Source organism: Sphingobium sp. AP49, from assembly GCF_000281715.2.
In the GTDB taxonomy this organism is placed as follows: Bacteria; Pseudomonadota; Alphaproteobacteria; order Sphingomonadales; family Sphingomonadaceae; genus Sphingobium.
In genome coordinates, this window is sequence record NZ_CP124576.1 from 4381423 (window position 1) to 4407660 (window position 26238).

Annotated in this window: 24 protein-coding genes; 14 read left to right on the top strand and 10 right to left on the bottom strand. The window is 65.0% G+C overall.

Annotation, left to right across the window (positions count from 1 at the left end; translation table 11 throughout):
• Window positions 1-68 precede the first annotated feature (68 nt).
• On the bottom strand, window positions 69-1733 hold the full coding sequence (locus tag PMI04_RS20685) for an MFS transporter (protein WP_007704367.1): 1665 nt from the start codon (window positions 1731-1733) through the stop codon (window positions 69-71).
• 161 nt (window positions 1734-1894) lie between these two features.
• Between PMI04_RS20685 and PMI04_RS20690 the strand changes: the two genes are divergently transcribed.
• Together PMI04_RS20690 and PMI04_RS20695 are read left to right on the top strand one after the other, a co-directional pair.
• Entirely contained in the window at window positions 1895-3151 is a 1257-nt protein-coding gene (locus PMI04_RS20690; protein WP_007704363.1) for an acetyl-CoA C-acetyltransferase, read from the top strand.
• Window positions 3152-3233: 82 nt separating this feature from the next.
• Entirely contained in the window at window positions 3234-3698 is a 465-nt protein-coding gene (locus tag PMI04_RS20695; protein ID WP_007704361.1) for a MarR family transcriptional regulator, read from the top strand.
• 175 nt (window positions 3699-3873) lie between these two features.
• Here the strand turns inward: PMI04_RS20695 and PMI04_RS20700 are convergent, their stop codons facing one another.
• Entirely contained in the window at window positions 3874-4176 is a 303-nt protein-coding gene (locus tag PMI04_RS20700) for a hypothetical protein (RefSeq protein WP_007704358.1), read from the bottom strand.
• Between the two features lie 199 nt (window positions 4177-4375).
• Window positions 4376-5167, bottom strand: a complete 792-nt coding sequence (locus PMI04_RS20705) for an SDR family oxidoreductase (RefSeq protein ID WP_007704356.1) — start codon at window positions 5165-5167, stop codon at window positions 4376-4378.
• Window positions 5168-5386: 219 nt separating this feature from the next.
• On the opposite strand from PMI04_RS20705, the gene PMI04_RS20710 reads away from it, so the two are divergent.
• The 7 genes from PMI04_RS20710 (at window position 5387) to PMI04_RS20740 (ending at window position 12465) form a co-directional block, all read left to right on the top strand.
• Window positions 5387-6613 carry a CoA transferase gene (locus PMI04_RS20710; RefSeq protein WP_007704354.1) on the top strand — a complete coding sequence of 409 codons (1227 nt, stop codon included), beginning with the start codon at window positions 5387-5389 and terminating at the stop codon, window positions 6611-6613.
• Between the two features lie 37 nt (window positions 6614-6650).
• On the top strand, window positions 6651-6941 hold the full coding sequence (locus PMI04_RS20715; RefSeq protein WP_007704352.1) for a hypothetical protein: 291 nt from the start codon (window positions 6651-6653) through the stop codon (window positions 6939-6941).
• A 10-nt stretch (window positions 6942-6951) separates the two neighbouring features.
• Window positions 6952-8448: a fatty acid--CoA ligase family protein gene (locus tag PMI04_RS20720; RefSeq protein WP_007704350.1), complete on the top strand. Its 1497-nt coding sequence runs from the start codon at window positions 6952-6954 to the stop codon at window positions 8446-8448.
• A 1-nt stretch (window position 8449) separates the two neighbouring features.
• A complete protein-coding gene (locus PMI04_RS20725; RefSeq protein ID WP_162129633.1) occupies window positions 8450-8611 on the top strand; it encodes a hypothetical protein in 162 nt (53 codons plus the stop codon).
• Window positions 8612-8682: 71 nt separating this feature from the next.
• The gene (locus tag PMI04_RS20730; RefSeq protein WP_037485141.1) at window positions 8683-10254 is read left to right on the top strand and encodes a fatty acid--CoA ligase family protein; all 1572 of its coding nucleotides are present in this window, start codon (window positions 8683-8685) and stop codon (window positions 10252-10254) included.
• A 77-nt stretch (window positions 10255-10331) separates the two neighbouring features.
• Window positions 10332-11198 carry a helix-turn-helix domain-containing protein gene (locus PMI04_RS20735; protein ID WP_007704348.1) on the top strand — a complete coding sequence of 289 codons (867 nt, stop codon included), beginning with the start codon at window positions 10332-10334 and terminating at the stop codon, window positions 11196-11198.
• Window positions 11191-12465 carry an amidohydrolase family protein gene (locus tag PMI04_RS20740; protein WP_007704347.1) on the top strand — a complete coding sequence of 425 codons (1275 nt, stop codon included), beginning with the start codon at window positions 11191-11193 and terminating at the stop codon, window positions 12463-12465. Before PMI04_RS20735 ends, PMI04_RS20740 begins: the two co-directional genes overlap by 8 nt.
• Before the next feature lie 165 nt (window positions 12466-12630).
• On the opposite strand, the gene PMI04_RS20745 is transcribed toward PMI04_RS20740, so the two are convergent.
• The 5 genes from PMI04_RS20745 to PMI04_RS20765 all read right to left on the bottom strand — a co-directional run bounded on the left by PMI04_RS20745 (window position 12631) and on the right by PMI04_RS20765 (window position 18150).
• Window positions 12631-13992 (bottom strand): aromatic ring-hydroxylating dioxygenase subunit alpha, encoded by a 1362-nt coding sequence (locus PMI04_RS20745; protein ID WP_007704346.1) that lies wholly within the window; start codon window positions 13990-13992, stop codon window positions 12631-12633.
• A 75-nt stretch (window positions 13993-14067) separates the two neighbouring features.
• Window positions 14068-14847, bottom strand: a complete 780-nt coding sequence (locus PMI04_RS20750) for an enoyl-CoA hydratase-related protein (protein ID WP_007704345.1) — start codon at window positions 14845-14847, stop codon at window positions 14068-14070.
• Window positions 14847-16094: an acetyl-CoA hydrolase/transferase C-terminal domain-containing protein gene (locus PMI04_RS20755; RefSeq protein WP_007704343.1), complete on the bottom strand. Its 1248-nt coding sequence runs from the start codon at window positions 16092-16094 to the stop codon at window positions 14847-14849. Before PMI04_RS20755 ends, PMI04_RS20750 begins: the two co-directional genes overlap by 1 nt.
• Complete coding sequence (locus PMI04_RS20760) at window positions 16091-16972, bottom strand: CoA ester lyase (protein ID WP_007704341.1); 882 nt, start codon at window positions 16970-16972, stop codon at window positions 16091-16093. Before PMI04_RS20760 ends, PMI04_RS20755 begins: the two co-directional genes overlap by 4 nt.
• A gap of 11 nt (window positions 16973-16983) precedes the next feature.
• Entirely contained in the window at window positions 16984-18150 is a 1167-nt protein-coding gene (locus PMI04_RS20765) for an acyl-CoA dehydrogenase family protein (protein ID WP_007704339.1), read from the bottom strand.
• A gap of 165 nt (window positions 18151-18315) precedes the next feature.
• Between PMI04_RS20765 and PMI04_RS20770 the strand changes: the two genes are divergently transcribed.
• The 5 genes from PMI04_RS20770 (at window position 18316) to PMI04_RS20790 (ending at window position 24166) form a co-directional block, all read left to right on the top strand.
• Window positions 18316-19491, top strand: a complete 1176-nt coding sequence (locus tag PMI04_RS20770; RefSeq protein WP_007704338.1) for a CoA transferase — start codon at window positions 18316-18318, stop codon at window positions 19489-19491.
• Between the two features lie 102 nt (window positions 19492-19593).
• Window positions 19594-20976, top strand: coding sequence for an aromatic ring-hydroxylating dioxygenase subunit alpha (locus PMI04_RS20775; RefSeq protein WP_007704336.1), 1383 nt, complete (start codon window positions 19594-19596; stop codon window positions 20974-20976).
• 20 nt (window positions 20977-20996) lie between these two features.
• On the top strand, window positions 20997-21347 hold the full coding sequence (locus tag PMI04_RS20780) for an EthD domain-containing protein (RefSeq protein WP_007704330.1): 351 nt from the start codon (window positions 20997-20999) through the stop codon (window positions 21345-21347).
• A 13-nt stretch (window positions 21348-21360) separates the two neighbouring features.
• Window positions 21361-22281 carry a TIGR03619 family F420-dependent LLM class oxidoreductase gene (locus tag PMI04_RS20785; RefSeq protein WP_007704318.1) on the top strand — a complete coding sequence of 307 codons (921 nt, stop codon included), beginning with the start codon at window positions 21361-21363 and terminating at the stop codon, window positions 22279-22281.
• A 25-nt stretch (window positions 22282-22306) separates the two neighbouring features.
• Entirely contained in the window at window positions 22307-24166 is a 1860-nt protein-coding gene (locus tag PMI04_RS20790; RefSeq protein WP_007704313.1) for a PD40 domain-containing protein, read from the top strand.
• Between the two features lie 3 nt (window positions 24167-24169).
• Here PMI04_RS20790 and PMI04_RS20795 read toward each other — a convergent pair whose 3' ends face one another.
• Both PMI04_RS20795 and PMI04_RS20800 read right to left on the bottom strand, forming a co-directional pair.
• Window positions 24170-25084, bottom strand: coding sequence for an acyl-CoA dehydrogenase family protein (locus PMI04_RS20795; protein WP_283184826.1), 915 nt, complete (start codon window positions 25082-25084; stop codon window positions 24170-24172).
• Window positions 25084-26229 carry an acyl-CoA dehydrogenase family protein gene (locus PMI04_RS20800; protein ID WP_007712413.1) on the bottom strand — a complete coding sequence of 382 codons (1146 nt, stop codon included), beginning with the start codon at window positions 26227-26229 and terminating at the stop codon, window positions 25084-25086. Before PMI04_RS20800 ends, PMI04_RS20795 begins: the two co-directional genes overlap by 1 nt.
• Window positions 26230-26238 lie beyond the last annotated feature (9 nt).

The window sequence follows — 26238 nt, forward strand, 5'->3', positions numbered from 1 at the left end:
TCGCCTCGTTTGTGCAGCCAGAGGAGGCGCGTGCGCCATCCATCGCCCGGGCGTTGCCCCGCCCGTCGCTATGGTCCGATATAGCCGATCCTGTCCTGACGCGGGTCAGGTGTGTCGGCGCGCCAGCGGACCGAACCGAATGGCCGTTCCAGCCGGCGTCGTACGCGCACCTGCCCGGCCTTGCGATCGAAGGCGCGGGCCGCCTGCTGCGCCAGCTTGTCTGCGTGGGTGAAACGATCGCGCATATGCAGATAGTCACCCCAGGTCGGACATTGATAGCGTTCGGTCCACAGCGCCGGATCCGCGATGTCGCGCGCGATCGACCAGTTGAAGCCGCCATTGCGCATCCGGGTGCGCTGCACCTCCACCATCGCGGCATAGAAATCGCGCGCCAGATCGGGATCGACATCATAGTCGATCTCGATGATGACTGGTCCCGACCGCCGGGTAAGTGCCATGCCGACCTCTGGTTCACCGGCGATGACGAACGGTTCGACGTCGGCCTCGCTGGTTTCCGGCAGCGGCAGCAGCAGCCCGACGACCGGCAGCAGCGCCAGCGCCAGGCCAGAACCATACATGGCGATGTCGACCGACCAGCGGCTGGCGACCAAGCCCCACAGCAATGCGCCGATCGCGATGCCCCCGGTCAGCGCCGAAGAGAAGAGCGAGAGCGCGCGCGCCGTCACCCATCGCGGCGCGGACAATTGCACCGAAACATTGAACAGGGCGATGGTCAGGATATTGGCGCCGCCTGCCACCAAAAGCGCAAGGCAGGTCAGCGATACATCACGGCTGACCCCGACCAGAGCCAGCGCAATGCCACTGATGATCGCCAGCAGGGCGGTCGTCGCCTGCGTGCCGAACCGATCCCGGCATGGCTCCACCAGCAGCGCACCCAATACCGCCCCCACGCCGCTGGCCCCTAGCAGCAGACCATAGACGCTGGCGTTACCACCCAGCAGATCCTTGGCGACCAGCGGCGCCAGCGCCGATGCCGACGCACCGGCGAGGCCGAACAGGAAGGCGCGCGCCAGCACGGTCCGGATTGCCCCGGCATGCAGGGCATAACGCATGCCCGACACCAGCGCCCGGTGGAATTGTTCGGGCGGCAGCCGTCCGGGAACGTGGCGGCGGCGCCACACGAAGAAAGCCAGGAAGAGCGGCAGATAGCAGATGGCGTTGATCGCGAAGGCGGCATGCGCGCCCGCCGCCAATACGATGATACCGCCCAGTGCCGGACCAAAGCTGCGCGCGACATTATAGCTGATGGTACCAAGCGCGACGGCCGCAGGCAGCAGGCGCGGCCCAACCTGTTCACTGATCGACGCCTGCCATGCAGGCGAATACAGCGCCACGCCCGCACCGATAAGCGAACAGAAGCCGAGCAACATCCAAGGCGAAGTGTGGCCCGTCCAGGCAAGGACGGTCAACAGCGCCGCACAGGCCGTGGAAAAGGCGAGGCCCGTCATCGCGATCCTGCGCCGGTCGAACATGTCGGCAAAGGCGCCGGCCGGCAGGGTGACCAGCATCAGCGGCAGCATCAGCGCGGTCTGCACCAGTGCGACCATGCTGGGCGATGCGCTCATCCGCGTCATTTCCCAGGCGGCCCCGACCCCCAGGATCAACTGGCCAAAGTTGGAGAGCAGACTGGCGGTCCAGATACGGCGGAACACCGGTTCGCGCAGCGGCGCGAAGCTGCCGCCCGCCCTCTGTGCGACGTCGTTATCCGCCATCCCTCTCTCCTCATTCCGCGTCTTTCGGCCAGCCTGCACCAGCGTGGCCGCAGAGGCCAATAACCGCGCCATCAATCGCCCGCGCGATTGGGTGACCTCACGCTTCCATGCGATAGGATTCGAGAGTCCCGCCTGCGGGAAAAGAGATCAGGAGAAGAGCCTTGGCCGAAGCCTATATCATTGATGCCGTCCGCACCCCGCGCAGCATCGGCAAGATGGGCAAGGGCGCGCTGTCGCACATGCACCCGCAGCATATTGCCGTCGCCGTGCTGAAGGCGCTCAAGGATCGCAACAATCTCAACACCGCCGATGTCGACGACATCATCTGGGGCACCAGCGCGCAAATGGGGCTGCAGGGTGGCGATCTGGGACGCATGGCAGCGCTCGACGCGGGCTATGACGTCAAGGCATCGGGCGTAACGCTCGATCGCTTCTGTGGCAGCGGTCTCACTGCCACCAACCTGGCTGCGGCGCAGATCATGTCGGGCATGGAGGATCTGGTCATCGCCGGCGGTACCGAGATGATGTCCTATGTCACCTGGTATGGCCAGTCGCTGCGCGAGGCAGGGGTGAAGGCGCCCGGTGGCCTTGGCACCGGCAATATGCGCCTGCAGGAGAAACATCCCCAGTCGAACCAGGGCGTGGCGGCCGACGCGATCGCCGCGATGGAAGGCATCACCCGCGCGGATCTGGATGCCTTTGGCGCGGAGAGCCAGCGCCGCGCCGGGATTGCGCTCAAGGAAGGCCGTTTCGCCCGATCGACCGTGCCGGTGCTGGACGATGACGGCACCGTCGTTCTGGATCATGAGGAATATCCCCGGCCCGACACCACCGCCGAGCAGTTGGCCGGGCTGAAGCCGGCCTTTGCGGCCTTCATGGACATGCCCTCACGCCAGGACGGACCGACCTTCCGCCAGCTCATCAACCAGAAATATCCCGACCTGGCGATCGAGCCGCTGCACCATGCCGGTACCTCGTCGGGCGTGGTCGATGGCGCGGCCGCCATCCTGCTGGCGTCGAAAGCCTATGCCGATGCCCATGGGCTGAAGCCTCGCGCCCGGATCGTTGCCACCGCGAATGTCGGCGACGATCCGACGCTGATGCTGAATGCCCCCGTCCCGGCCGCGCGCAAGGTGCTGGCCAAGGCCGGCCTCACCGTGGCGGACATCGACGTGTTCGAGGTGAACGAGGCATTCGCCGTGGTGACCGAGAAATTCATCCGCGACCTCGGCATCGATCGGGCCAAGCTGAACCCCAATGGCGGCGCGATCGCGCTGGGCCATCCGATCGGCGCGACCGGGGCGGTGCTGATCGGCACTGCACTGGACGAGCTGGAGCGAACCGACGGCCGCTATGCCCTCATCACCATGTGCGCGGCCGGCGGCATGGCGCCCGCCATCATCATCGAACGTGTCTGAGCGCATAGTCCGTCCGCAGCGCTGCGCCGAACAGGAGGAGGCCGCTTTCGTTTCGCCGCGATGGCGCTATGCTGCGCGCACAATGGAAAGCCTGCAGGACAAGACACTCGCCGACAACCCGCCGGCGCTGATGCGCAACGCGACGATGAAACTGACCATCATCGCGCGCCAGCTCCGTGCCCATTTCGACCAGAGCGTGGTGCGGCTGGGCGTTACCCGATCGCAATGGACGGTAATTGCCGCCGTCGCGCGCTATCCCGGCACGACCCAGCGCCATATCGCCAACCTGCTAGAAATGGCCGAGGCATCGGCCGGTCGATTGATCGACCGACTGTGCGCAGACGGACTGCTGGAGCGGCGACAGAAGGATGATGACCGTCGCGCCCACGCCGTGTTCCTGACCGAGCGGGGCCAGGCCATCACCATGCAATTGTCAGGCATCGCCCAGGAGAATGAGGAAGTCGCCTTTGCCGGCTTCTCAACCGACGATCTCAAGCGGCTGAACAGCCTGCTCGACACGATCTCGGAAAATATCGTCAAGCCCTGAGGGCGATTGCCGTTCCGGCCGATGCAACGGCCTGCCCAACCTTCATCGTCCCGCCGCAGGCCCGGGTGCGATATGCCGGCGCCCTTCCTGCCCGAACAAAAAAAGGGCCGCTCCTGTCGAGGAGCGGCCCATTCGCTATCGGCAGGGCGCAGGGGAGGCCGCGTCCTGCGATCTCTTAGCGTGCGGTCAGCAGGTCCTTCTTCGACAGGCTGGTGGTCAGCTTGCCGTCAGCCGCGGTCAGGCTGGACGCCGGCACATTCACCATCTTGCCGTTGAGGATGATCTGGGCATTGCCATCGGCGGCGACGCGATAGACGGCGGCCAGGCGATCACCACCGGCAGTGTAGAGCATCTTGCCCTTGAAATCGGCGGCACTGGTGGCCGACGTGATCTGGACGGCTTCGTCAGCGGCAGCGATCTGCGGCAGAGCTGCGGCGGCGAAGGAGAGCGACAGAGCGATCTTGGCGAAACGAGTCATGGCACAACCTCTTCAACTAAAAACTGTCGGGGACCCATATCCCCTTAACACTAAGCTAGGTTAGCTATTCCCGGAGATAATGTCAACCTAGCTTAGTATTTATTTTTGCATGTGCGAACAGCAACTTGGATGGGTACGAAAAAGGGCCGCGCCCAGGCTGAGCGCGGCCCAATGGCCCAATTGCAGCGACTCCGCGGACTCAGCGCGGCGGAAAGCGAATCGCGCCGTCGATGCGGAACAGCTGAGCGTTGATGTAGCTGTTGCGCGTGATCTCCAGCGCCAGGCCGGCAAATTCCGCCGGCTTTCCAAGGCGCTTGGGGAAGGGCACGCTGTTGTTGAGGCTTTCATACATGGCCGGATTCATGTCCTTGAAGCGCAGCATCGGCGGCGTCGCAAAGATGCCCGGCATGATCGCATTGACGCGAATCCCCAATTCCATCAGGTCGCGCGCCATCGGCAGCACCATGCCATTGACCCCGGCCTTGAGCGAGCCATAGGCAACCTGGCCGACCTGCCCATCCTGCGCCGCAGCACTGGAGGTCAGAAGAATGCTACCTCGCTCGCCATCCTCGAGTGGGTCGAGCGCGGCCATGCCGAGCGCCGCGATCGACGCCATGCGATAGCTCGCAACCAGCACGCCTTCGGCCGAGATCGCATAATCCTGTGTCGACATGCGCTTGAAGCCGCCGGTCTCCTTGTCCTTCGACACGGTCTTGCCGCCCTTCGACACCACCGCGCAATGGACCAGGATACGTTCCTGGCCCTGTGCGGCACGGGCGGCATCGAAGCCGGCGAGCACGCTGTCTTCCGACATGATGTCGACCTTGCAGAAGGTGGCGCCGACCTCCGCCGCGATCGCGTTCCCGCTCTCTTCGTTGATGTCGAAGATCGCGACCTTCACCCCCGCGTCGCGTAATGCCCGTACCGTCGCCAGCCCCAGGCCCGACGCGCCGCCGGTCACCACGGCGGACAGGGAAGAGTCGAGTTTCATGGCATGTCTCCCACATCTGTTTTCGGACCGGCTATGGCATAGCCGCAAGGCGGCTCAAGCCATGACCCGATCAACGCCGCCAATATCGCTGCGGCGCTAGGGCGCCGGGGCGCATCGCGATAGCGATAGCAGGCCTGCCGGGCTTGCAGCCACCAGCGCAGCTTCTACCCTTTCTGCAACAGGCCGCATCATGCGGCAGATGAGGGGATGGCTGATTTTATGACCCAGGTGATGAAGGGGGTGCGCGTTCTGGAAGTGGCGCAGTTCACCTATGTGCCGGCTGCCGGCGCGATCCTGGCCGACTGGGGCGCAGACGTCATCAAGATCGAGCATCCGGTGCGCGGCGACACGCAGCGCGGTTTCCTGAACATGGGCGGGGTGCAGCTCGATCCGCTGCGCCACACCCTGTTCGAGCATCCCAATCGCGGCAAGCGCAGCGTCGGCATCGACCTGTCGACGGAGGAAGGCCAGGCCGTGCTCTATGAGCTGGCCAAGAGCGCTGACGTGTTCCTGACCAACTATCTTCCCCAGGTGCGGCAGAAGAACAAGTTCGACATCGAGCATATCCGCGCGGTCAATCCCAACATCATCTATGCCCGTGGCAGCGCGCTGGGGAACAAGGGACCCGAGCGCGAGGTCGGTGGCTTCGACGGCACCTGTTTCTGGTCGCGCAGCGGCGTCGCCTATTCGATGACGCCCGAGGAACTGCCCGGCCCGCTGACCCAGGGCATCCCCGCCTTTGGCGACTCGATCGGCGGCATGTTCATCGCCGGCGGCATTTCCGGCGCTCTGCTCCACCGCGAAAAGACCGGCGAGGCGGTCGAGCTGGACGTGTCGCTGCTGTCGAGCGCCTGGTGGGCATCGGGGGCGCTGATCGCGCAGGTGATGGAAACCGACATCCTGACCCGCAACGGCATGCCGACCTCCGGCGGATCGCTGCGCAACCCGTTCATGGGCAATTTCACCACATCGGACGGCGGCACGATCAACCTGTGCATGGTCAGCCCCACCGGCCTGATCGCCGACACATTCGCCCATGTCGGCGTGCCCGAGGCGGCGGACGATCCGCGCTTCAAGGATGTGCTGTCGCTGATCGACAATGCTGGCGCGGCGAGCGACATATTGGTCAAGGCCTTCGCCCAGAAGCCCTTCGCCTATTGGCGCGAGCATCTGAAAACCATGAAGGGCCAGTGGGCACCGATCCAGAGCTTCAAGGATCTGCTGACCGACGAGCAGGCGCTGGCCAACGACATGATCATCGAGGTCGAGGGTGCCGACGGTGGCGCACCATTGCGGCTGGTCCGCGGCCCGGTGCAGTTTGACGGCCAGCCGGTGCAGACCACCCGTTCGCCCCAGGCGTCGGAACATACCGAACTGGTGCTGATGGAACTGGGCGTCGAATGGGACCAGATTGAACAATGGAAGGCCAGCGGCGCTATTGCCTGAAGGGGCGGACGTCGGGGGGCTGGAAGGCAGGAATGATATGAAACCGGGTACGAAACTGAAGAGCGCGGTGTGCGACACCGAAGTGATGGTGATCCGCAGCGGTGCCGGCGCGATCGAATGCGGCGGCAGCGCCATGGGCGAGGCCAAGCCGGAAACGGTGGGCACGCCCGCCGCCGATTTCAGTGCCGGGACGCTGATGGGCAAGCGCTATGTCGATCCGGCCGGCAGTTTCGAGCTGCTGTGCGTCAAGCCGGGCAAGGGATCGCTGTCGGTCGACGGCGTGGCGCTGAGCCCCAAGGACGCCAAGCCCCTGCCCGCTTCGGACTGACGCCCATCCCATGAACATCGCCCTGTTCCTCGAAATGGCGGCTGATGCCGCGCCCGACCGCATCGGCCTGGTCTGTGACGGCCAGCGCTGGAGCTATGCCCGGCTGCTGGCCGGCGCGCGCGGCGCCGCCGCGCTGATCCGCCAGAGTGGGTGCAGCCATGTTGCGCTGCTGGACGAGAGCAGCGAGGCGGCGGCAATGGCGCTGTTCGGTGCGGCGATTGCCGGCGTGCCCTATGTCCCGCTCAACTATCGGCTGGCGGACGCGGACCTCGCCGCCCTGTTGCAGCGGATTACCCCGGCACTGATCGTCGGCGACGTCGCGCGGGTGGAGCGCCTGTGTCCCTCGGCTGAGAACAAGGTGCTGGCGCGGGGAGATTTCGTGACCGCCGCGCTCGACGCTGCGGCTGATGCGCCGACCGAGGCGGATGAGGGCGATGGCGTCGCCATCCAGCTGTTCACCAGCGGCACGACCGCCGCGCCCAAGGCGGCGATCCTGCGCCACGCCAATCTGGTGTCCTATATATTGGGCACGGTCGAGTTCGGCGCGGCGCCCGAAGAGGATGCCGCGCTGGTCAGCGTGCCGCCCTATCATATTGCCGGCATCGCCGCCTTGCTCAGCTCCATCTATGCGCTGCGCCGCATATTGCTGCTCCCCGCCTTCGATCCGGCCGCCTGGCTCGACCTGGCGGCAGGCGAGCGGGCGAGCAACGCCTTTGTCGTGCCGACCATGCTCTCGCGTATCATCGAGACGGTGGACAAGGGTGTCCAACCCGACCTGAGCAACCTGCGCGCGGTCGCCTATGGCGGCGGCAAGATGCCGCTGGAGCTGATCCAGCGCGCGCTCGACCTGTTCCCCGACACCGGCTTCACCAACGCCTATGGCCTGACCGAGACCAGCTCAACCGTCGCTTTGCTGGGACCGGATGAGCATCGCGCCGCCCATGTGGCGACCGATCCCGCCGCCCGCGCCCGGCTGGCGTCGGTCGGCCGGCCGCTGCCGACGGTCGAGATCGAGATTCGCGACGAGGAAGGGCGTTGCCTGCCCGCCGGAGAGCCGGGCGAAATCTATGTCCGTGGTGACCAGGTGTCGGGCGAATATCGCGAGCGCAGCGCGCTCGACGCCGATGGCTGGTTCCCGACCCGCGACGCCGGCTATATCGATACGGAGGGTTATCTGTTCCTGTCGGGCCGCGCCGACGACGTGATCGTGCGCGGCGGCGAGAATATCTCGCCCGGCGAGATCGAGGATGTGATGCTGGCCCTGCCCGCCATTGCCGAAGCGGCGGCCGTTGCCATCCCCTCGGCCGAATGGGGCGAGGCGGTCGGCCTGATCGTGGTCGTGCGCGACGGACATGACGCGCCGGCCGACGAGGAGCTGAAGCAGGTCATCCGCGCCCGGCTGCGCTCTTCGCGAGTGCCCGAGCGCGTGCTCTTTGCCAAGAGCCTGCCCTATAATGAAATGGGCAAGCTCCTCCGCCGGGAAATCAAGAAGCTCTTCGCAGCCTGACATGGCGGTCGCCCCGCCGGCCGGCTGGGCCGAGGCGCAACGGGACGCGATCCAGACGCTGGCCAGCAATGCAGGCGTCGAAAGTGACAGCGATGCTGACACCCCCCGACGGCGCTGGCCCTCCATCTCGCTGCATCGCTGGGCCTGCGCCAACAGCGTATGATCACGGGCGGCAGGCTGGGGCGGGGCACGGCAAAGCCAGACTATTTACTCATCGCCACGGCGTTGCGCACGATGGCTGACCGGCGGCCGGTCCTGACGCACAATCGTGCGATGGAGACGGATCACCCCAACCTGCCGGCGCTCGCGGCCGCCGCGCTGCAACGGCCCGCCGATCAGCCGGCGATAGACTATGAGGGCGCATGGCTGGGCTGGGGGCAGTTGCGCGCCGTAGCCGATGCGATTCGCGCGACGCTGGACGCAAGCGGCATCGCGCCCGACGCCCCCGTTGCCTTCGTCGCGCGCAATCGACCGGCGGCGCTGGCCGCGCTGCTCGGCCTGATCGCGCAGGGGCGGACGATCCGCATGATCTATGCCTTCCAGGCCGGCGCTACCATCGCTCGCGATCTGGCCCGCATGGCACCCGGTGCGCTGGTCGCCTTTGCCGAGGATATCGGGCCGGACATCCGGGCCGTGCTGGAACAGGAAGGCATCGTCGCGGTCGCGATCGACGGCATGACCGCCGCCGCCCTGCCCGGCCATGCACGGGCATCGGCGCAGGCCCGGCTTCGCCACGGCCCCGCCGCACCGCAGATCGAGATCTTGACCAGCGGCACCACTGGTCCGCCGAAAAGCTTCGCCGTGCCCTATGCGCTGCTCGAACGGCATTTCCTCTCGACGCCCCTGACCCGGCAGCAGGTGGACGATCCCCAGGCAGCGCCGCCCTTCCTGCTCTATTTCCCGCTCGGCAACATCACCGGCCTCTATTCGACCCTGCCGATGCTGCTGCGCGGGCAGCGGGTCGAACTGCTGGAGCGCTTTTCGCTCGACGCCTGGCATGCGCATGTGCGGCGCTGGCGCCCCAGCCATGGCGGGCTGCCCCCGGCGAGCGTGCAGGCCGTGCTGGACGCCGGCATTCCGGCCGAAGACCTGGCCTCGCTGCGCGCGATCGGCTGCGGCGCGGCGCCGCTCGACCCCGGCGTGCAGCGGGCGTTCGAGGCGCGCTACGGCATTCCCATCCTGCTCTCCTATGGCGCGACCGAGTTCGCCGGGCCAGTGGCGTCGATGACCGCTGCGCTCCATGCCGAATGGGGCGCCAGCAAGATCGGTTCGGTCGGGCGCGCCATGGCGGGGGCGCAGTTGCGCATCGTCGATGCCGAAAATGGCGCGCCGCTGCCGCCCCATACGGAAGGGTTGCTCGAAGTCATCTCGCCCCGGATCGGACCGGACTGGATTCGCACCGCTGATATCGGGCTGATCGACACCGACGGCTTCCTGTTCCTGCGCGGTCGGGCCGATGGCGCCATCATCAGGGGCGGCTTCAAATTGCTGCCCGAGTCGATCGAACGCGCCCTGATGCTGCACCCGGCCGTGGCAGAAGCGGCCGTTACCGGCATGGCGGACAGCCGCCTGGGACAAGTGCCAGCCGCCGCGATACGACTCCACCCGGCCATTGCTGCGCCCAGCACGGTTGCACTTGAAGACCATGTCCGGCGGCATCTTCCAGCCACGCATGTTCCCGTAAAATGGATTTTTCTTAATGACTTACCGCGCACATCATCGCTGAAGACGGACCGTTGCGCGTTACAGCAGCTCTTTGCAGATATGTCGTCAGACATGCGGAATGAGACAGAAGATATCACATAAACGAGAGCGTCTCATTTTCTGTTGACAGCCCTCCACCGTTAGTGAACAACTATGTTCAATAACGAAGGAGAGGAACCATGGCTCTAATCGAGTCCCATAAGGCGAAGGCGTGCAAGCCGGAGTCCAACAAGGCGAAGATTGCCAAGCGCGTCATCGAGGTGTTGGAGTTTTTCGACGAGGAACATCCCCAGGCGACGGTGATGGACATCGTGCGCCGGTTCGACCGTCCTCAGTCGAGCACCTCAGAGCTTCTGTCGAGCTTGGTCGACCTGGGTTTGCTGCACAAGGATCCCGGCTCGCGATCCTATTCCCCCACCCCTCGCGCAGCTCTGCTGGGCGCAAGCATTCAGCCCAAGCTGGTTCGTGACGGCGTGCTGACCGGCCTGATCGATCGCCTGTCGGCGCAGACCGGCCTTGGCATCGCCGTATTCGGCATGGTCGGTCTCAATGTGCAGATCGTCAACTGGCGCGCCGGCAAGCGGGTGTTCCGTACGGCCGGTAGCGGCGGCCTTGCCGGCGGCCAGCAGGAGCGCCTGTCAGACTCGGTCGCAGGCCTGCTGATGCTGTCCACCGTAGCGCAGCCGCGCCGTGACGGCCTGATCCGTCGCCTGAACGCGGAAGCCGCACCGGAACGCAAGTTCAACTTCCCGGAGGTTGCGGCCCGTGTCCAGCGCTGCCGTGACGAAGGCTATATCACCGGTTTCGCCGGCTTCGGCTCGATTGCCGACGTCACGGCCATGCTGCTGCCCCATATGCCCGACGGCCAGCCGCTCGCGATCGGCTTTGTCTATGAACCGTCCGAACAGATCGACGCCGCCGGCCTTCAGCGCACGCTCCATGAAACCGTGCGTCGCTCGGTCGAGGAACAATCGCCGGCCGCGTCCGTCCAGCCGATCTTCGAAGCTGCCAGCTGGCAGGGCGCGCTGGAGGTGAAGCATGGCTGATGTGAAGGACAAGGACGTCGCCGACGCCCAGGCCGCAAAGAAATATTGGTCGGCCGAAGGCTATACCGAAGGCGGCGTCATCCGCGAGGTCGATTATTCCACCCAGTCGGGCGGGCTTGATCCGTCGCTGGCCGGCATCAAGATTGTCGATACCGACACCCATATCACCGAGGCGCCCGACCTGTTCACCTCGCGTGCGCCGGCCCAGTACAAGGCCAAGGTGCCTTATGTGAAGCTGGACAATGACGGCGTCGAGCGCTGGTATGTGGGCGACCGCAATTTCGGATCGATGGGCGGCAACGTCATCCGCGCCGACAATAACAAGCTGCTCGGCCGCCTCGCCTTCCCCAAGCTGGCGCAGGCCCATCCCGGTGGCCATCTGATGAAGGAACGGCTGCAGGCGATGGACGATATGGGCATCTATGCCCAGATCGGCTTTCAGAATTCGGGCGTGACCCAGGCCGGTTCGCTGATGTCGCTGGGCGACCCCGACCTCGCCGTCGCGATCATCCAGATGTATAATGACGCATCGGCCGAATATCAGCAGGTGTCGGGCAACCGCATCTTCAACATGGCCCATCTGCCCTTTTGGGACCAGAAGGCGATGGAGACCGAAGCCCGGCGCTGCGTCGACATGGGGCTGCGCGGCTTCGTGCTGCCCGACACGCCCGAGCGCGTCGGCGTGCCCAGCTTCCTCAATGACTATTGGACGCCGTTTCTGGAAATGTGCGAGGCGGAAGAACTGCCGATCAATTTCCACCTCAATGCGGCGATCGACCCCAATACGCTCACCTGGGACGGCTTCGGCTTTGAACAGACGCTGTCGGTGGTCGCCACCATGTTCTCGATCGGCAATGCCGCGACGCTGGGCAACTGGATGGTCTCGGGCCGCCTCGACCGTCATCCCAAGCTCAAGATCGGCCTGATCGAGAGCGGTGCGGGCTGGGTGCCCTTCGCGATCGAGGCGCTGGAGCATCAGTTCAACGAGATGCTGCCGAGCAAGATGGGCATGCTGCACAAGCGGCCGTGGGAATATTTCCGCGACCATTTCTGGGTCACCTTCTGGTTCGAGAAGGTCGCGCCCAAGCTGTTGCTGGAAACGATCGGCGTCGACAAGCTGATGTTCGAGACCGATTTCCCGCACCCGACCTCGCTCTATCCGGGCGTGCAGGAACATCTTAAGGATGTGCTGGGCGGCTATGACTTCGCGGTGAAGAAGAAGGTGCTGCAGGACAACGCCGTGCACCTCTACAAGCTGCCCTTCTGACGGCAGCGGCCAGGACAAAAGCAGAAGGGGCGCTCCTGTCGGAAGCGCCCCTTTTTCGTTGCGGATGCGCGGTCGTCAAGGACAGCCGGTCATTGGAGCGGACATGTAAAAGCGCTCCGCCGCCCGACAATCCGGGCGGCGATGCCATGATCGGATAAGCCTATTTCAGGCGAGCGGCTTGGGCGCCCCGGTATCCATATAACGCGACAGGTTATAATGGAGGCTGGCCACCGCCCGCTCCATATAGGGGTTAGGCTGGGTGCCGCGGAAGCCGACATTCTTCATGCCCTGCTGCACCGCCTGCATGTTGGTGAAGTCCTGCTGCAGCACCGGGGGCCACTCTTCCGCGCTGGTATATTCCCATTCGGTAGCGGGCGTTTCCGCTTCCGGGAAGAGTTCATAGACCGCCGCCTCGAAAATGCACTTGTCCGGGTCCGCGCCATAGGGGCGGGCGGAATAGCAGAGCATGTTGTTGACGGCATGGCCGATCTGGAAATTGGGGAAGATCTGCCAGGCGGTGCCGCTCTTGGCCGTATGGGCGGGTTCGACCACCGGCCAGAAGACCCCGCGCTTCTCATCATCGGCGCGGGCGGTGGCGAGCCAATGTTGCAGCACCTGCGGCGCGGGGGTGCCCTCGGGCAGTTCGTCCTTCAATCGCTGGGCGGCGGCGACCAAAGTCATGGTCGTGTTGGTATTGGCATTTTCCCAGGTGAAAAGCTGCATCTCTGCGGTCGACAGGCGCGGATCCTCGCCCGATCCGATGCGCAGCTTGGCCTGGTTCTCGTCCATATTCTTGGGCGCTTCATAGCCGATATTGGTGTGCAGCCCATGTTTGCGCGCCCAGCCGCGAAATTCGCCGAAGGCGTTGAATTCGGGATGGGTGGTCTGGACATGATAGGTCTCGCTGAACGCCTCCATCGCGACCTTCCAGTTGCAGTCGAAGATGATCCATTTGCGCCAGCGATAGCGCATATTCTGGAGGCCGAAGGGATCGAGCATGTCGGGCACCACGCCCAGATAATCGGCGAGCGGGCCGCAATCGGGATCGAGATTGATCCAGGCCCAACCGCCCCAACTATCGACGCTGACCTTGCCGAGCGCGGTGCGCTGCGCCGTCAGCTTGCCCTGCCAGTCGTCGGCATGGTTGGCGAAGGTGCATTGCCCCTGGCGGTCGAAGGTCCAGCCATGGAAGCCGCAGATGATCGACTTGCGGTTGCCGCGCGCGTTGCGCTGGCCCGCCGGCGTGTCGATCAGCCGGCGGCCGCGATGCGGGCAGACATTGTGATAGGCGCTGAGCTCATCCGGCCCGGTGCGCATGATGATGACCGAATCTTCGAGAATGTCATAGGTGACGAAATCGCCGACATTGGGGATATCCTCCAGTCGGGCCGCCTGCAGCCAGACCTTGCGCCACAGCCGATCCTGCTCGGCGCGGGCATAGTCCTTGGACACATAGGCTTCGACCGGGACGATGACCGGTTCGATAAGGTCATTACCGGGCGCCACGATGCTGCTGATCTCGTTCATGGCCTATTCCTTCTCCATTCTACCCTTTTGCCATGCCCGCGTCGCCCGGGCTTGACGAATTAAGACAGGATCGGGTCAGCGCCCGGTCCATTGCGGCTTGCGTTTCTCGGCAAAGGCGCGCGGTCCTTCCTGCGCATCCTCGCTATGATAGGTATATTCCGAAGCCGCGCGGGCGGCCTGCAGCGCGGCGGCGCGACCCATCTCGGTCGCCAGCATCACCGTGTCGCGCCCGGCCTTCACCGACAGGGGCGCGCCCTCCAAAATCTCCGCCGCCAGATCGAGCGCCGTCTGCATCAGCGCCTCCGGCTCGGCCAGGCGATTGACCAGGCCGATCTCATAAGCGCGCTGGGCGGTGATCGGTTTGCCGGTGAGGATGATCTCCATCATGATCCGCTGCGGGATCATGTGAATGAGCGGCGCGGCCCAGGGCGAACTCCGCCCGACCTTCACTTCGGTAATGGCGAAGCGCGCGGCCGTGCTGGCGACGCACAGGTCGCAGGCCTGGGCGATCATCCAGCCGCCGGCAAAGGCGACGCCGTTGACTGCCGCGATCGTCGGCTTGCTGAGTTCGATACTGTCATAGGGCAGCGGGAACATGGCGCGCGGCGGCACGGTCATGCCGGTATCGACCATTTCCTTGAGGTCACCGCCCGCGCAAAAGGCCTTGTCGCCCGCACCGGTCAGGATGGCGACGCGCAGCGCGGGATCATGCTCGAACCGGTCCCAGGCGGCGCGCAGCCCCTCGCGCACGTCGCGGCCCAAGGCATTGCGCTGGTCGGGGCGGTTGATGGTGAGGATGGCGATGCCGTCGGCCCGCGCCTCAAACAGGACTGCGTCGGTTGAAGCGTCGGGCATCAATACCCCCTCTGCTGGATGATATGGGCCGCCCGCTCCAGTTCCTCGCGGAAGGCGGGGTCGGCGATGGCGATCAGGCGGCGGGTGCGTTCGGCGAGCGTCTGCCCCTTGAGTTCGGCCGCGCCATATTCGGTGACGATGATGTCGACATCGCTGCGCGCGGTGGTGACCGGGCCGGACAGGCTGGGCACGATCTTGCTGAGGCTGCCGCCCTTGGCCGAGGCGGAGAGCGCAATGATCGAGCAACCGCCGGGCGAGCGGGCACCGGCACGGACGAAATCGACCTGGCCGCCGGTGCCGCCCAGATAGGCCGCGCCCGACTGTTCGGCATTGACCTGACCGGTCAGGTCCACCTCCAGCGCGCTGTTGATCGTGACGAGGCGCGAAAGCCGCCCGAGGACTGCGGCGTCATGGGTGTAGCTGGTCGCGCACATGCGGATGGCCGGATTATTATGCGCCCAGTCATAGAGGCGCCGGGTGCCGATCAGCGCGCCATTGATCGAAACGCCAGTGTCGATTTCCTTGCGCGCATTGGTCAGCACGCCGGCCTGCGCCAGTTCGACCAGCCCATCGCCCAGCATGCCCGAATGGACGCCCAGATCCTTGCGATCACCCAGCAGCCGCAGGATCGCGTCGGGCACCGCGCCGACCCCGGTCTGGATCACCGATCCGTCACCGATATAGGCGGCGCAATGGCGCGCAATCGCCTGGTCAGTCTCGCTGATCTTCGCGGGCGCCACCTCGACCGGCGGGCGCGACACGGGAATGGCGACGTCGATGGCGGATGCCGGGATCAGTTCGCCCGGCACATAGGGCACGGCTTCGTTGATCTCCGCGATCACCACCCGCGCCTTGTCCACGGCGGCGCGGACATAGTCGCCGATCAGGCCGCAGCTATGATTGCCATCGGCATCGGCAGGGCTGAGCTGGATCATCGCCACGTCGCAGCCGATGATGCCGGCCGTGATCATCGGCGCGACCTGGCTGACATGGACGGGGATGACCTGCAGCTTGCCAGCCTTGGTCATCGACCGCAGCGCGCCGATCGCACCCATGGAGGAGAGGCGGAAACTGTCGGCGCTTTCGGGAGTGAAGAGCCCTGAGAAACTGGTGGCGATGAAGGCGGACAGATCGCCGATCCCGGCGCCCTGTTCGATCAGCGCACTGACCAGGCTGACCGGCTCGCCGCAGGCCTGGCCAAAGACGATGCGGTCGCCGCGCCGTAGATAGGACGTGAGGTCGATCACAGCTTCCCGACCTGGCGCAGCAACTGCTCGGCTCGGCTGAGATAGGGCCGATCGAGCATCCCGCCCTTGTAGCCGATCGCGCCGACGCCGGGATTGGCGGCGAAGATGTCGACGATCGCCTGGGCTTCGGCGATTTCTTCCGCGGTCGGAGTGAAGGCAGCGTTGATGACATCGACCTGCGCCGGATGGATCGCCAGCATGCCGCGATAGCCGTCGCGCCGCACCTTCTCGGCCCGCGCCTTCAGCCCGTCGAGATCGCGGAAATCGCCCTGGATCGTCTCGATCGCGGTGACGCCGGCGGTCGCGGCCCCCAACAAGCACATCGACCGCGCCAGTTCATAAGTGAAGCCATAGCTGCCGTCGGCATTGCGGTTGGAACTGGCGCCGATCGAGTCGGCCAGATCCTCCGCGCCCCAGGTCAACGCCACCACGCGCGGCGCGCCCTTGTAATCGCCGGTGTGGAACATCGCCTCGGCCGTTTCGGTGACCAGCACGATCAGCGGGGTTGATCCGCGTTCGATGCCATGGGCAGCCTCGAAGGCGGTCAGATAATGGTCGAGCAGTTCGACATCCTGCCGGCCATAGACTTTGGGCAGCATGATACCGCCCGGCCGCGCCGGCATGATCGCGACGAGATCGTCGAGCGTATAGGGGCCGTCGAGCGGATTGACCCGGACCCAGAGTCGTTCGCGGCCTTCGCTGCGGGCGGCGAGAAAGTCATGCACCATCTGGCGGGCGAGCGGCTTGTTCTCGGTCGCGACAGCATCCTCCAGATCGAACAGCGCGATATCGGCGGCGCTGTCCGCCGCCTTGGCCATCTTCTTCTCGCTGTCGCCCGGCGCGAACAGCCAGGAGCGCATCTTGATCGGCAGCGTCATCGTCTTTCGCCTCAATAGGATTTGGGCAATTCCAGCACCTTTTCGGCGATGAAATTGAGGATCATGTGGGGGCTGACCGGGGCGGTGCGCGGGATCAGCACTTCGCGCAGCAGCCGTTCGACGTGATATTCCTGGGCATAGCCCATGCCCCCCAGGGTCAGCATCGCGGTATGGCAGGCCTCGAACGCGGATTCGGCGGCGAGATATTTGCCGCTGTTCGCCTCCACGCCGCAGTCATCGCCCTTGTCGAACAAAGTGGCGGCCTTCATCACCATCAGGTTCGCGGCCTCCAGCTGCATCCAGCATTTGGCGAGCGGATGCTGAATGCCCTGATTCATGCCGATCGGCCGGTCGAAGACGATGCGTTCGCGGGCATAGCGGGCGGCGCGCTGGATCGCGTTGCGGCCGATGCCGATCGCTTCGGCGCCGAGCAGGATGCGCTCCGGGTTCAGCCCCTTGAGGATGATCCTGAAGCCCTGCCCCTCCTCGCCGATCCGATCCTCCTCGGGGATGAAGAGGTCGTTGATGAACAGCATGTTCGAGCCGACCGCGTGGCGGCCCATCTTGGGGATCAATTGATGCTCGATCTTCTCGCGATCGAGCCTGGTGAAGAAGAGAGACAGGCCCTGCGTCTTGTTCTTCACCTGATCGAGCGGCGTGGTGCGGGCAAGCAGCATCATCCGGTCGGCGACATGGGCGTTGGTGATCCAGATTTTCTCGCCATTGACGCGATAGCCGCCCTCGACCCGCTCGGCCCGGGTCTTGAGCTTGGTGGTGTCGAGCCCGGTATTGGGTTCGGTCACGGCAAAGCACATCTTCTCCGCGCCCGAGATGATCGGCGGGATCATCCGCTGCTGCTGTTCTTCCGTCCCGAACAGCGCGATCGGCTCCAGGCTGAAGACCGGGCCGTGGATGCTGGATGCGGCAGTCATGCCGCCGCCGGCCTCCGCCACCGCCTGCACCATGATCGCCGCCTCGGTAATGCCCAGGCCCGCACCGCCCGCCGCTTCGGGCATGGCGATGCCCAGCCAGCCGGCGTCGGCCATCGCCCGGTGGAAATCGAACGGGAAGACGGCGTCCTTGTCGCGTTCAAGCCAATAGTCATCGGGGAACTGGGCGCAGAGCTGGAACACGGCATCGCGGATGTTCCGCTGGTCTTCGGTAAGGGCAAAATCCACGGGTTTTCCGGCCTTGGCTTGGGGAGGGTCCAACGGATTTCGGGGTATCAGCGGGCATCCGGCCCGACAATTGAGCCGCCCCACATATCGGTGGGGCGAAGGGGTTGCGCGTGGATTTCGCGCCGTCCTTGGCCTAGCCAAAAAGGGATGGAACAGGAGAGCAAGATGAACGCGACGCAGGCGCATGGGGAGGCGCGCAAGGGGCCTTTGGCCGGGATCCGCGTGGTGGACCTGACCGCCATGGTGTTCGGCCCCTATGCGACCCAGATCATGGCCGACATGGGCGCCGACGTCATCAAGATCGAGCCGCCGGCGGGCGACAATACCCGCTATATCAACGCCGGACCGACGCCGGAGCTGGGCGGCGTTTTCACCAACGTCAATCGCGGCAAGCGCAGCGTGGTGCTGGACCTGCGGCAGGAGGAGGACAAGGCGGCGCTGCGCGCACTGATCGCGACGGCCGATGTCTTCATCCATTCGATGCGGGGCAAGGCGATCGCAAAGCTGGGTTTCGACTATGCCGCAGTGAAGGCGATCAGGCCCGACATCGTCTACACCAATTGCTATGGCTATAGCCGGCGCGGGCCGGATGGCGACAAGCCCGCCTATGACGACACGATCCAGGCCGAATGCGGCATTCCCCATCTGCAGCAGTTGATGACCGGCAAGCCCGATTTCATGGCGACGATCATCGCCGACAAGGTGGCGGGCCTCACCGGCCTCTATGCGACGATGATGGCGCTGTTCCACCGCGAGCGCACCGGCGAGGGGCAGGAGGTGGAAGTCTCCATGTTCGAGACCATGGCCTCCTTCATGCTGACCGAACATGCCAGCGGCATGTTGTTCGAGCCGCCGCTGGGTCCGGCCAATTATCACCGCGTCGTCGCCCGCAACCGCAAGCCCTATGCGACCAAGGACGGCCATGTCGCCGCGCTGGTCTATAATGACAAGCATTGGAACGCCTTCGTCGCGGCGGTGAACCCGCCCTGGGCAACCGAGGAGTTCGACACGCTGACCAAGCGCGCGAAGCAGATCGACCGGGTCTATGGCCTGCTCGGCGAGACCTTTGCCGAGCGGACGACGCAGGAATGGCTCGACCTGCTGGAGGCACTGCATATCCCCGCCGCGCCGCTGCGCACCACCGACGAGCTGTTCGACAATGCGCATCTCAACGCGATCGGCTTTTTCGAGACGGTGGAGACGCCGCAGGGGCCGGTACGCTTCCCCGGCGTGCCGACATGGTTCTCGCAAACGCCGGGCCGGGTTGCAGGTGGCGCGCCGGAACTGGGCGCACATAGCCGGGAAGTGCTGGACGAACTGGGCGTGGTCGCCCATCGGTAGGGCGATGGGTTGGGGCGGCGCCTTGGCGCTCCCCGGCCCGCCCTATACCACTTCACCCAAGCAAGACATTGGGTGAGGCATGTGATGGTTGAGGCTGCTGAAATGACGCGCGCGGCGTTCCCGCTGGAAATCAGCGATCCCGAGCGCATTCCTACCGCGCGCTATTATGACGAGGCCTTCTACCAGCGCGAATGCGAAGAATTATGGCCTCATGTCTGGCAGATGGCCTGCCGTGTCGAACAGGTGCCCGAAGTCGGCGATTGGATCGAATATAGCAATCTGGGCAAGTCCGTCATCATCGTGCGGACCAAGGACGGTATCCGCGCCTATCATAATGCCTGCCGCCATCGCGGCGTGCCGCTGACCGAGGGCAGCCATGGCAATTGCAAGGGCAAGGGGTTCATCTGCCCCTTCCATGGCTGGCGCTGGAATATCGAGGGCAAGAATACCTTCGTCTATGGCCGGCACATGTTCTCCGAGCATCAGCTGGACGAGCAGGACCTGGCCCTGCGCCCTTGCCGTACCGAGATCGAGATGGGCTGCGTCTTCATCAATTTCGATGACGAGGCGCCGTCGCTGCGCGAGCAGCTTGGCCCGCTGGCGATCGGGCTGGAGGCCTATAATGCCGACAAGATGCGCGCCGAATGGTGTTTCGGCACGGTCCTGCCGGCCAATTGGAAGATCGCGATGGAAGCCTTCATGGAAGGCTATCATGTCATGCGCACCCATCCGCAGCTGCAGCAGAAGGTGCCGATCCTCTATAACATGATGTACGGCATGGACACCGGCGGGATCGGCGTGCCGATCAATCCCAACCGGTCGATGAAGGAAAATATCGAGGACCAGGTCGAGCATATGCAGTTGCTGAGCGACGGCATGGCCGGCATGTGCCACGCCAAGGATGTCGCCGTCGCCCGCACCCTGATCGACGTCGAACTGCCCGAGGATCCGGGCCAGGCGATCATGCAATGGTTCGGCATGGTCAATCATTTCGTGACCCAGGCCGGGCAGGCACGCGGCGAGCCGACGCCCGACCTCAACAAGATCGCGGTCGAAACCCCGGTCAAGTCGGTCGAGTTCATCTTCCCCAATTATTTCCTGCTGCCCTTCCTTTCCAGCATGGCCGCTTATCGCATCCGCCCGCTCGGCCCGGAAAGCTGCATGTTCGAGCTGTGGTCGCTGACCCATTTTGCCGAGGGGCAGGAGCCGCCGGTGGTGATGGAGCCGGTGATGCTGCCCTATGACAGCGACCAGTTCCCGATGATCCCGCGCCAGGATTATTCCAACATCCCGATCCAGCAGAAGGGCCTTCATGCCGAAGGGTTCGACTTCATGCGCCTGTCCAAGGATATCGAAGGGCTGATCAGCAATTACCAGCGGATCATCGACGGCTATCTGAACGGCGTGTCGCCCGACAAGCTGGTTGCAGGCACGCAGAAGCTGGCCGGCAATTTCGACGGACCGATCGTCGACCTGGGCTTCTGAACGCATAGGGAGGCGCGGCGATGCACAAGCTGGTCATCCTGCTCAAACGTCGCGCCGACCTGACACCGGAACAGTTCCGGGCCTATTATGAAGGGCAGCATGCCCCGCTATGCCTGCGCTACATGATCGGCGTCAGCCATTATGCGCGCCGCTATATCGGCCCGGGGCCGGGTATGCCGGACCTGCCCTTCGACGTCATCACCGAGGTGTGGATCAAGGATCGCGCGGCGTTCGACATGGTGCTGGACGCGATGGGCAAGGGCATTCTGCCCGACGATGTGATCGCCGACGAGGCACAATTGTTCGACCGCGCCCAGTCGCGCTTCTGCGCCATGCTGGCCGAACATGAGACGCATATTCCGGCGACATGAAGGGACGACAGGCATGAAATTCGCGTTCGGCATGCCCCGGCTGATCGAGCTGAAGGCGACGATGCAGCCCTGGGAATTGTCGGTCACGGGGGCGGACCAGACGCGGCTGGCCAAGCTGGCCGATGACCTCGGCTATGACATGATCAGCGTGCCGGAACATTTCCTGATCCCCCGCGCCCATGTCGATCTGTCGGGGCCGCATCATTTCCATGCCTATGCGGCGATGGGCTATTATGCCGGCGCGACCAGTCGTATCCGCATCAACAGCTCGATCGCGATCCTGCCGCTGCAGCATCCCGCGATCACCGCCAAGGCGCTGTCGACGATCGACTGGTTGTCGGGCGGCCGGGCGATGGTGACCTTTGGCGCGGGCTGGCTGGAGGAGGAGTTCGACCTGCTCGGCGCCCCCTTCCACCAGCGCGGGCGGATGTGCGACGAATATTTGGCTGCGATCGTCGAGCTGTGGACCAGCGACGATCCACATTATGAGGGCGAGTTCGTGTCCTTCCGCGACGTCGCCTTTGCGCCGCGCCCGGTGCAGCAGCCGCATCTGCCGATCTGGATGGGCGGGGAAGCCGACGCGGTGTTGAAGCGCGCCGCGCGCCATGCCAGCGGCTGGTGGCCCTATCTGACCAAGCCCGAGGATATCCCGGCGAAGATCGACTTCATCAAGTCGCAGTCCGGCTATGACGGCCGCCCGTTCGACGTGATGTACGGCTTTGCCACCAGCCGGGTCGGCGAAGGCCATGCCGTGGTCGACGATCCGCGCGCCCGGCCGGGCATGACCGCGCCGGAGATCATCGATCGGCTCGGCTGGTTCCAGACGCTGGGCGTGACCATGAGTTCGGTGCCGATCCCGGCGGTGCGCAGCATCAGCGAATATGAGGATTATGCCCGCTGGGTGATCGAGGAGATCAAACCCAGGCTGGCCTGACAAGAACAGATTGAGGAGAAGGATGATGGCAGGCAGGCTTATGGGCGGAGCCACACTGATCCCGGCGTCGCTGCTGCTGGTCGTGGGACATCAGGCCGTTGCTACCACTACCCCACCCAGCCACGAGCGGGTGGTGATCGATGCCCTGCCGCTGCCGCCGACCGCGCCATCCGATACGCCTGGCGCCTGTACCACCGCAATCAATCCGCGCGCTACCGGCTGCATGTCCGCCCATTATTTCGCGCTGCAGGCGGGCAGCTTCCTGCCGGACGGGCGTCATGTCGTGGCGCGGGTGACGTTTGCCGGGGCATCCGATCCTGCCAGTCCCTATCGCGGCGAGCAGTTGATCCTGGTCAAGACCGATGGCAGTCGTTTCGCCAATGGCGATGCTTGGAAATGCCTCAGCTGCGGCATGACCGATCCGATGCCGCGAGACATGAGCTATCCCCAAAGCTTTCATGACGGTCGCCGCGTTCTGGCTGGCAGCACCATATTCGACTGCGGCACACTCGCGCTGACCGATGATCGCTGTACGCCGACCGGGATCCGCGCCTATCCGGTCCACTGGCAGGTCAGCGCCGACGACAGCGGCCGACCCGGCATGATGCGGGAGTTGCGCCTCCATCCCGACAATGACCATATCGGCTTCAATGCGGTGGCGATCAACGACGGGCGCATGGACCAGTTCGGCTATACCGCCCGGCTGCACTTCAATGCCCCTAAGGCACGTTATGATCTGGAACAGGTCAACCTGCTGTTCCGGCCGGGAATCGAGAATCGCACGTTGCGGCCCGTGCCGGGCAAGCCGGGACAATTGGAGATCAACAAGGCGGGGATCGAGGTCGGCGAATTTCGCGGCTTCACCGCCGACGGCCGCGAAGCCGTCTATGTCGGTTATCCATGGGAATCGTCGAACATCGACATTTTTGCGGTTGGCCTGGCCGACGGCAGGGTGCGCCGCCTGACCAGCCACCCCGAATATGTCGACCCGGTCGATTTTTCGCCCGACGGCCAATGGATGGCGATAGAGGATACGCGCGGCACAGATCGGCAGATGTTCCTGGCGGCGATGCGCGGCATTCCGCCGATCACCGACCTGCTCAGTTCCAGCGCCGTATCCTCCACTCGCAACAATATGGATCGACGTTTCTTCAACCTGGTGCTGCTCGACGCGCAGGGCGATCGTGGCGCCTATATGGGCCAGATATTGACCGATCAGCCCGGCGTACCGGGATCGGCGGGCGATCCCAACTGGAACGCGATGGCCGACCCACGCTGGTCGCCCGACAGCCGGGCCATCGTCTATTGGCAGGCGCTGGCAACCACGCCGGCCTGCGGCGGCGCCAATCCGCTGCCCTGTCCGACCTCGACCGAGCCGGGCGGTCGCCATGCTCGGCTGATGATCGCCCGCTTGCCCGATCGCAAGGCAAGCGCCGCGGTAAAGCCGGTTGCCCTGCCCGACCGGATCGGCTGGGCGACGGCCTATGTTCCGGGCATGCCTACCCCCAAGAGAGCGTTACTGCCGGCGGGCGACTATGTGCTGCATGGGCTGAAGTCCGGAACGGCACAGGTGCGCGTCGTCCAGCGCGCCGACGGCAAGGCGATCGATAGCATCTCTGCCCGTTACCAGAATTATTCCGACGATGGACGCAGCCAGATCAACGGCGGCGAGTCGGTCAGCGAAAAACGCGCCAATCCGCAGACGACACAAATATTGTGGAAATCCGACCTGCGCCAGAGCGGCGCAGTATCCGGCAGCAAGACATCAAGTCCGGATGGTTTCGCCCTATCGATCGACGTGATGGTGAACAAGCTGGAAGCAGCCGGCACACTCAGCACGATGATCGACGGCAAGACCTATAAACAACCTGCAAACGGTACCTGAGGATCAGCCCCAGAGCGCATCGGCGGCGGCGAGCGCCTGCCCGCCACGTCCGCCCAGATCGCCGATCAGCGCCTTGAGCCGATAGGTCCACAGGTGCAGCGGATGCTCCAGCGTCACCCCCATGGCGCCGAGGAACTGGTGGAAATCATAGACGCTCGTCCGCGCCGATTCCTGAGCATAGAGCGCGGCCAGCGCCGCGTCGCCCGCGTCCAGTGTGCCGGCTGCTTTCATCGCCAGCCAGTACAGGCCGTTCGCGCGCACCTGTGCCTCGGCCAGGCGGTGGCGCAGCGCCTGGAAGGTGGCGAGGGGCCGGCCGAACTGCTGGCGGTCGGTGACATAGGTGGCCGTGCTGTCCAGCGCGGCGGCGAGCAGGCCCGCCGCCTCTGCCGCCAGCGCCACGCGCCAGCGGGTGCGGATATCGCCGGCCGACACGTCATGATCGGTCAGGTCGTCGGGCTGAGCGATCAGGCTGCCCATCGGATAGGCATAAAGGGCTTCGGGTTCGGTCCGGACATGCTCGGGACCTGCGACGAAGCTGCGCACCCGGTCCGGTCCGACCAGCAGCACCGTCGCGCCCGGCGCAAGGAAACGGATCGGACGATGCGCCTTCCCTTCCTCCCCCAGGCAAAGCGGACGCGGCGTCGCATCACCCAGCAATGGGCGGATGAGAGCGCTGGCCGCAGCCTCCACCGCCTGCGGCAGGCGGGCCAGCCGTTCGACCACCAAGGCGGCGCTGATCGCGCCCAGATCGGGATCGAAGCCGATGTCGAGGAAGCCGCCCTCCGCCAGGTCGCGGTCGAGCGCGTCACTGGTAAGGGCAAAGCCCGCCTCATGCAGCGTCGCGCCGGCATAGGGCCGGGTCAGCGTGTCGATCGCGTCGAGGATCGCGATCTGGTCGTCGGTCAGGGACAGGTCCATCAGCGCGGCTCCCGCGGCAGTTTGAGCACATCGGTCGCGATGATGTTGAGCTGGATCTCCGCCGCGCCCGCCGCGATGCCGGCCACGATCCCGCGCTGATGGTGCATCTTGAGATAGGGATGCGCGTCGGCCAGCGCCTGCGGCAGATATTCGACCACGAACTCGCACACGCGCCGCTCGGCCATCACCGTGGCAAAGCGGGCGGAACTGGATTCGGCGCCGATCGCCTCGCCCCGACAACGGCGATCGACGATCGCATAGCTGGCCATCCGCGCGGCTTCGCACAGGGCGGCGGCATGGGCGGCCTCGATCCGTACCGCTTCACCGGCAAATTCGCCCTGCGCCTGGAGCAGCGCCACCGCCCGGTCGAGCGCCGCGCGGGCAAGTGCATAGCGGGGAATGCCAAGCCGCTCATTGGTGAGCGAATAGCCGATAATCTCCCAGGCCTGGCCTTCCTCGCCCAGCCGTGCCTCGACCGGCACGACGACATCGTCGAAGAAGACCTCATGAATATCGCCCTCGCCGATCAGCGAGGGGATTTGCCGCACGGTGATGCCGGGCGTGTCCATCGGCACCAGCAGGATGGAAATGCCCTTCTTGCGATCGTCGCTGGTGCGGCAGACCAGGAAACAGGTGTCGGCCAGCCCCGCATAGCTGGTCCAGATCTTCTGCCCCGACACGCGATAGACATCACCGTCGCGGGTTGCGCGGGTGCGCAAGGAGGCCAGGTCGGAACCGGAACCGGGTTCGGAAAAGCCCTGACACCACAGCGCCCGGCCGCCGGTGATCGCAGGCAGATATTGCGCTTTCTGCGCTTCCGAGCCGTAGCGGATCAGCGTCGGCCCGACCCAGTTGACGTTCATATATTGGCCGCCGCGCGGTTCGCCCGCGATCCACATCTCCTCGGCCAATATGGTCTGGTGCCAGGGATCGAGCCCCTGGCCGCCAATCTCCTTCGCCCAATGCGGGGTCAGCAGGCCTTCGTCGGCGAGCCGTCCGCAAAAGGTGCGGGCATAATCGGTCAGCGCCGGGGAAGCCGGGCCATGCTGCGAGAAACGCTCCCAATCGTCCGGCAAAGTCGCGGCGAGAAAATCGCGCAACCGCTGGCGAAAAGCCTCTTCATCCTGCGTCCATTCAAAGTCCATCAGTCCACG

Coding starts and splice junctions, on each gene's coding strand:
- PMI04_RS20750 (WP_007704345.1), bottom strand. CDS start 14,847: ATGCCCGACGCTTCAACCGACGCAGTCCTGTTTGAGGCGCGGGCCGAC.
- PMI04_RS20800 (WP_007712413.1), bottom strand. CDS start 26,229: ATGGACTTTGAATGGACGCAGGATGAAGAGGCTTTTCGCCAGCGGTTG.
- PMI04_RS20760 (WP_007704341.1), bottom strand. CDS start 16,972: ATGACGCTGCCGATCAAGATGCGCTCCTGGCTGTTCGCGCCGGGCGAC.
- PMI04_RS20770 (WP_007704338.1), top strand. CDS start 18,316: ATGAACGCGACGCAGGCGCATGGGGAGGCGCGCAAGGGGCCTTTGGCC.
- PMI04_RS20735 (WP_007704348.1), top strand. CDS start 10,332: ATGGCTCTAATCGAGTCCCATAAGGCGAAGGCGTGCAAGCCGGAGTCC.
- PMI04_RS20720 (WP_007704350.1), top strand. CDS start 6,952: ATGAACATCGCCCTGTTCCTCGAAATGGCGGCTGATGCCGCGCCCGAC.
- PMI04_RS20705 (WP_007704356.1), bottom strand. CDS start 5,167: ATGAAACTCGACTCTTCCCTGTCCGCCGTGGTGACCGGCGGCGCGTCG.
- PMI04_RS20790 (WP_007704313.1), top strand. CDS start 22,307: ATGGCAGGCAGGCTTATGGGCGGAGCCACACTGATCCCGGCGTCGCTG.
- PMI04_RS20795 (WP_283184826.1), bottom strand. CDS start 25,084: ATGGACCTGTCCCTGACCGACGACCAGATCGCGATCCTCGACGCGATC.
- PMI04_RS20730 (WP_037485141.1), top strand. CDS start 8,683: ATGGCTGACCGGCGGCCGGTCCTGACGCACAATCGTGCGATGGAGACG.
- PMI04_RS20685 (WP_007704367.1), bottom strand. CDS start 1,733: ATGGCGGATAACGACGTCGCACAGAGGGCGGGCGGCAGCTTCGCGCCG.
- PMI04_RS20740 (WP_007704347.1), top strand. CDS start 11,191: ATGGCTGATGTGAAGGACAAGGACGTCGCCGACGCCCAGGCCGCAAAG.
- PMI04_RS20785 (WP_007704318.1), top strand. CDS start 21,361: ATGAAATTCGCGTTCGGCATGCCCCGGCTGATCGAGCTGAAGGCGACG.
- PMI04_RS20710 (WP_007704354.1), top strand. CDS start 5,387: ATGACCCAGGTGATGAAGGGGGTGCGCGTTCTGGAAGTGGCGCAGTTC.
- PMI04_RS20695 (WP_007704361.1), top strand. CDS start 3,234: ATGGAAAGCCTGCAGGACAAGACACTCGCCGACAACCCGCCGGCGCTG.
- PMI04_RS20715 (WP_007704352.1), top strand. CDS start 6,651: ATGAAACCGGGTACGAAACTGAAGAGCGCGGTGTGCGACACCGAAGTG.
- PMI04_RS20780 (WP_007704330.1), top strand. CDS start 20,997: ATGCACAAGCTGGTCATCCTGCTCAAACGTCGCGCCGACCTGACACCG.
- PMI04_RS20745 (WP_007704346.1), bottom strand. CDS start 13,992: ATGAACGAGATCAGCAGCATCGTGGCGCCCGGTAATGACCTTATCGAA.
- PMI04_RS20725 (WP_162129633.1), top strand. CDS start 8,450: ATGGCGGTCGCCCCGCCGGCCGGCTGGGCCGAGGCGCAACGGGACGCG.
- PMI04_RS20700 (WP_007704358.1), bottom strand. CDS start 4,176: ATGACTCGTTTCGCCAAGATCGCTCTGTCGCTCTCCTTCGCCGCCGCA.
- PMI04_RS20775 (WP_007704336.1), top strand. CDS start 19,594: ATGACGCGCGCGGCGTTCCCGCTGGAAATCAGCGATCCCGAGCGCATT.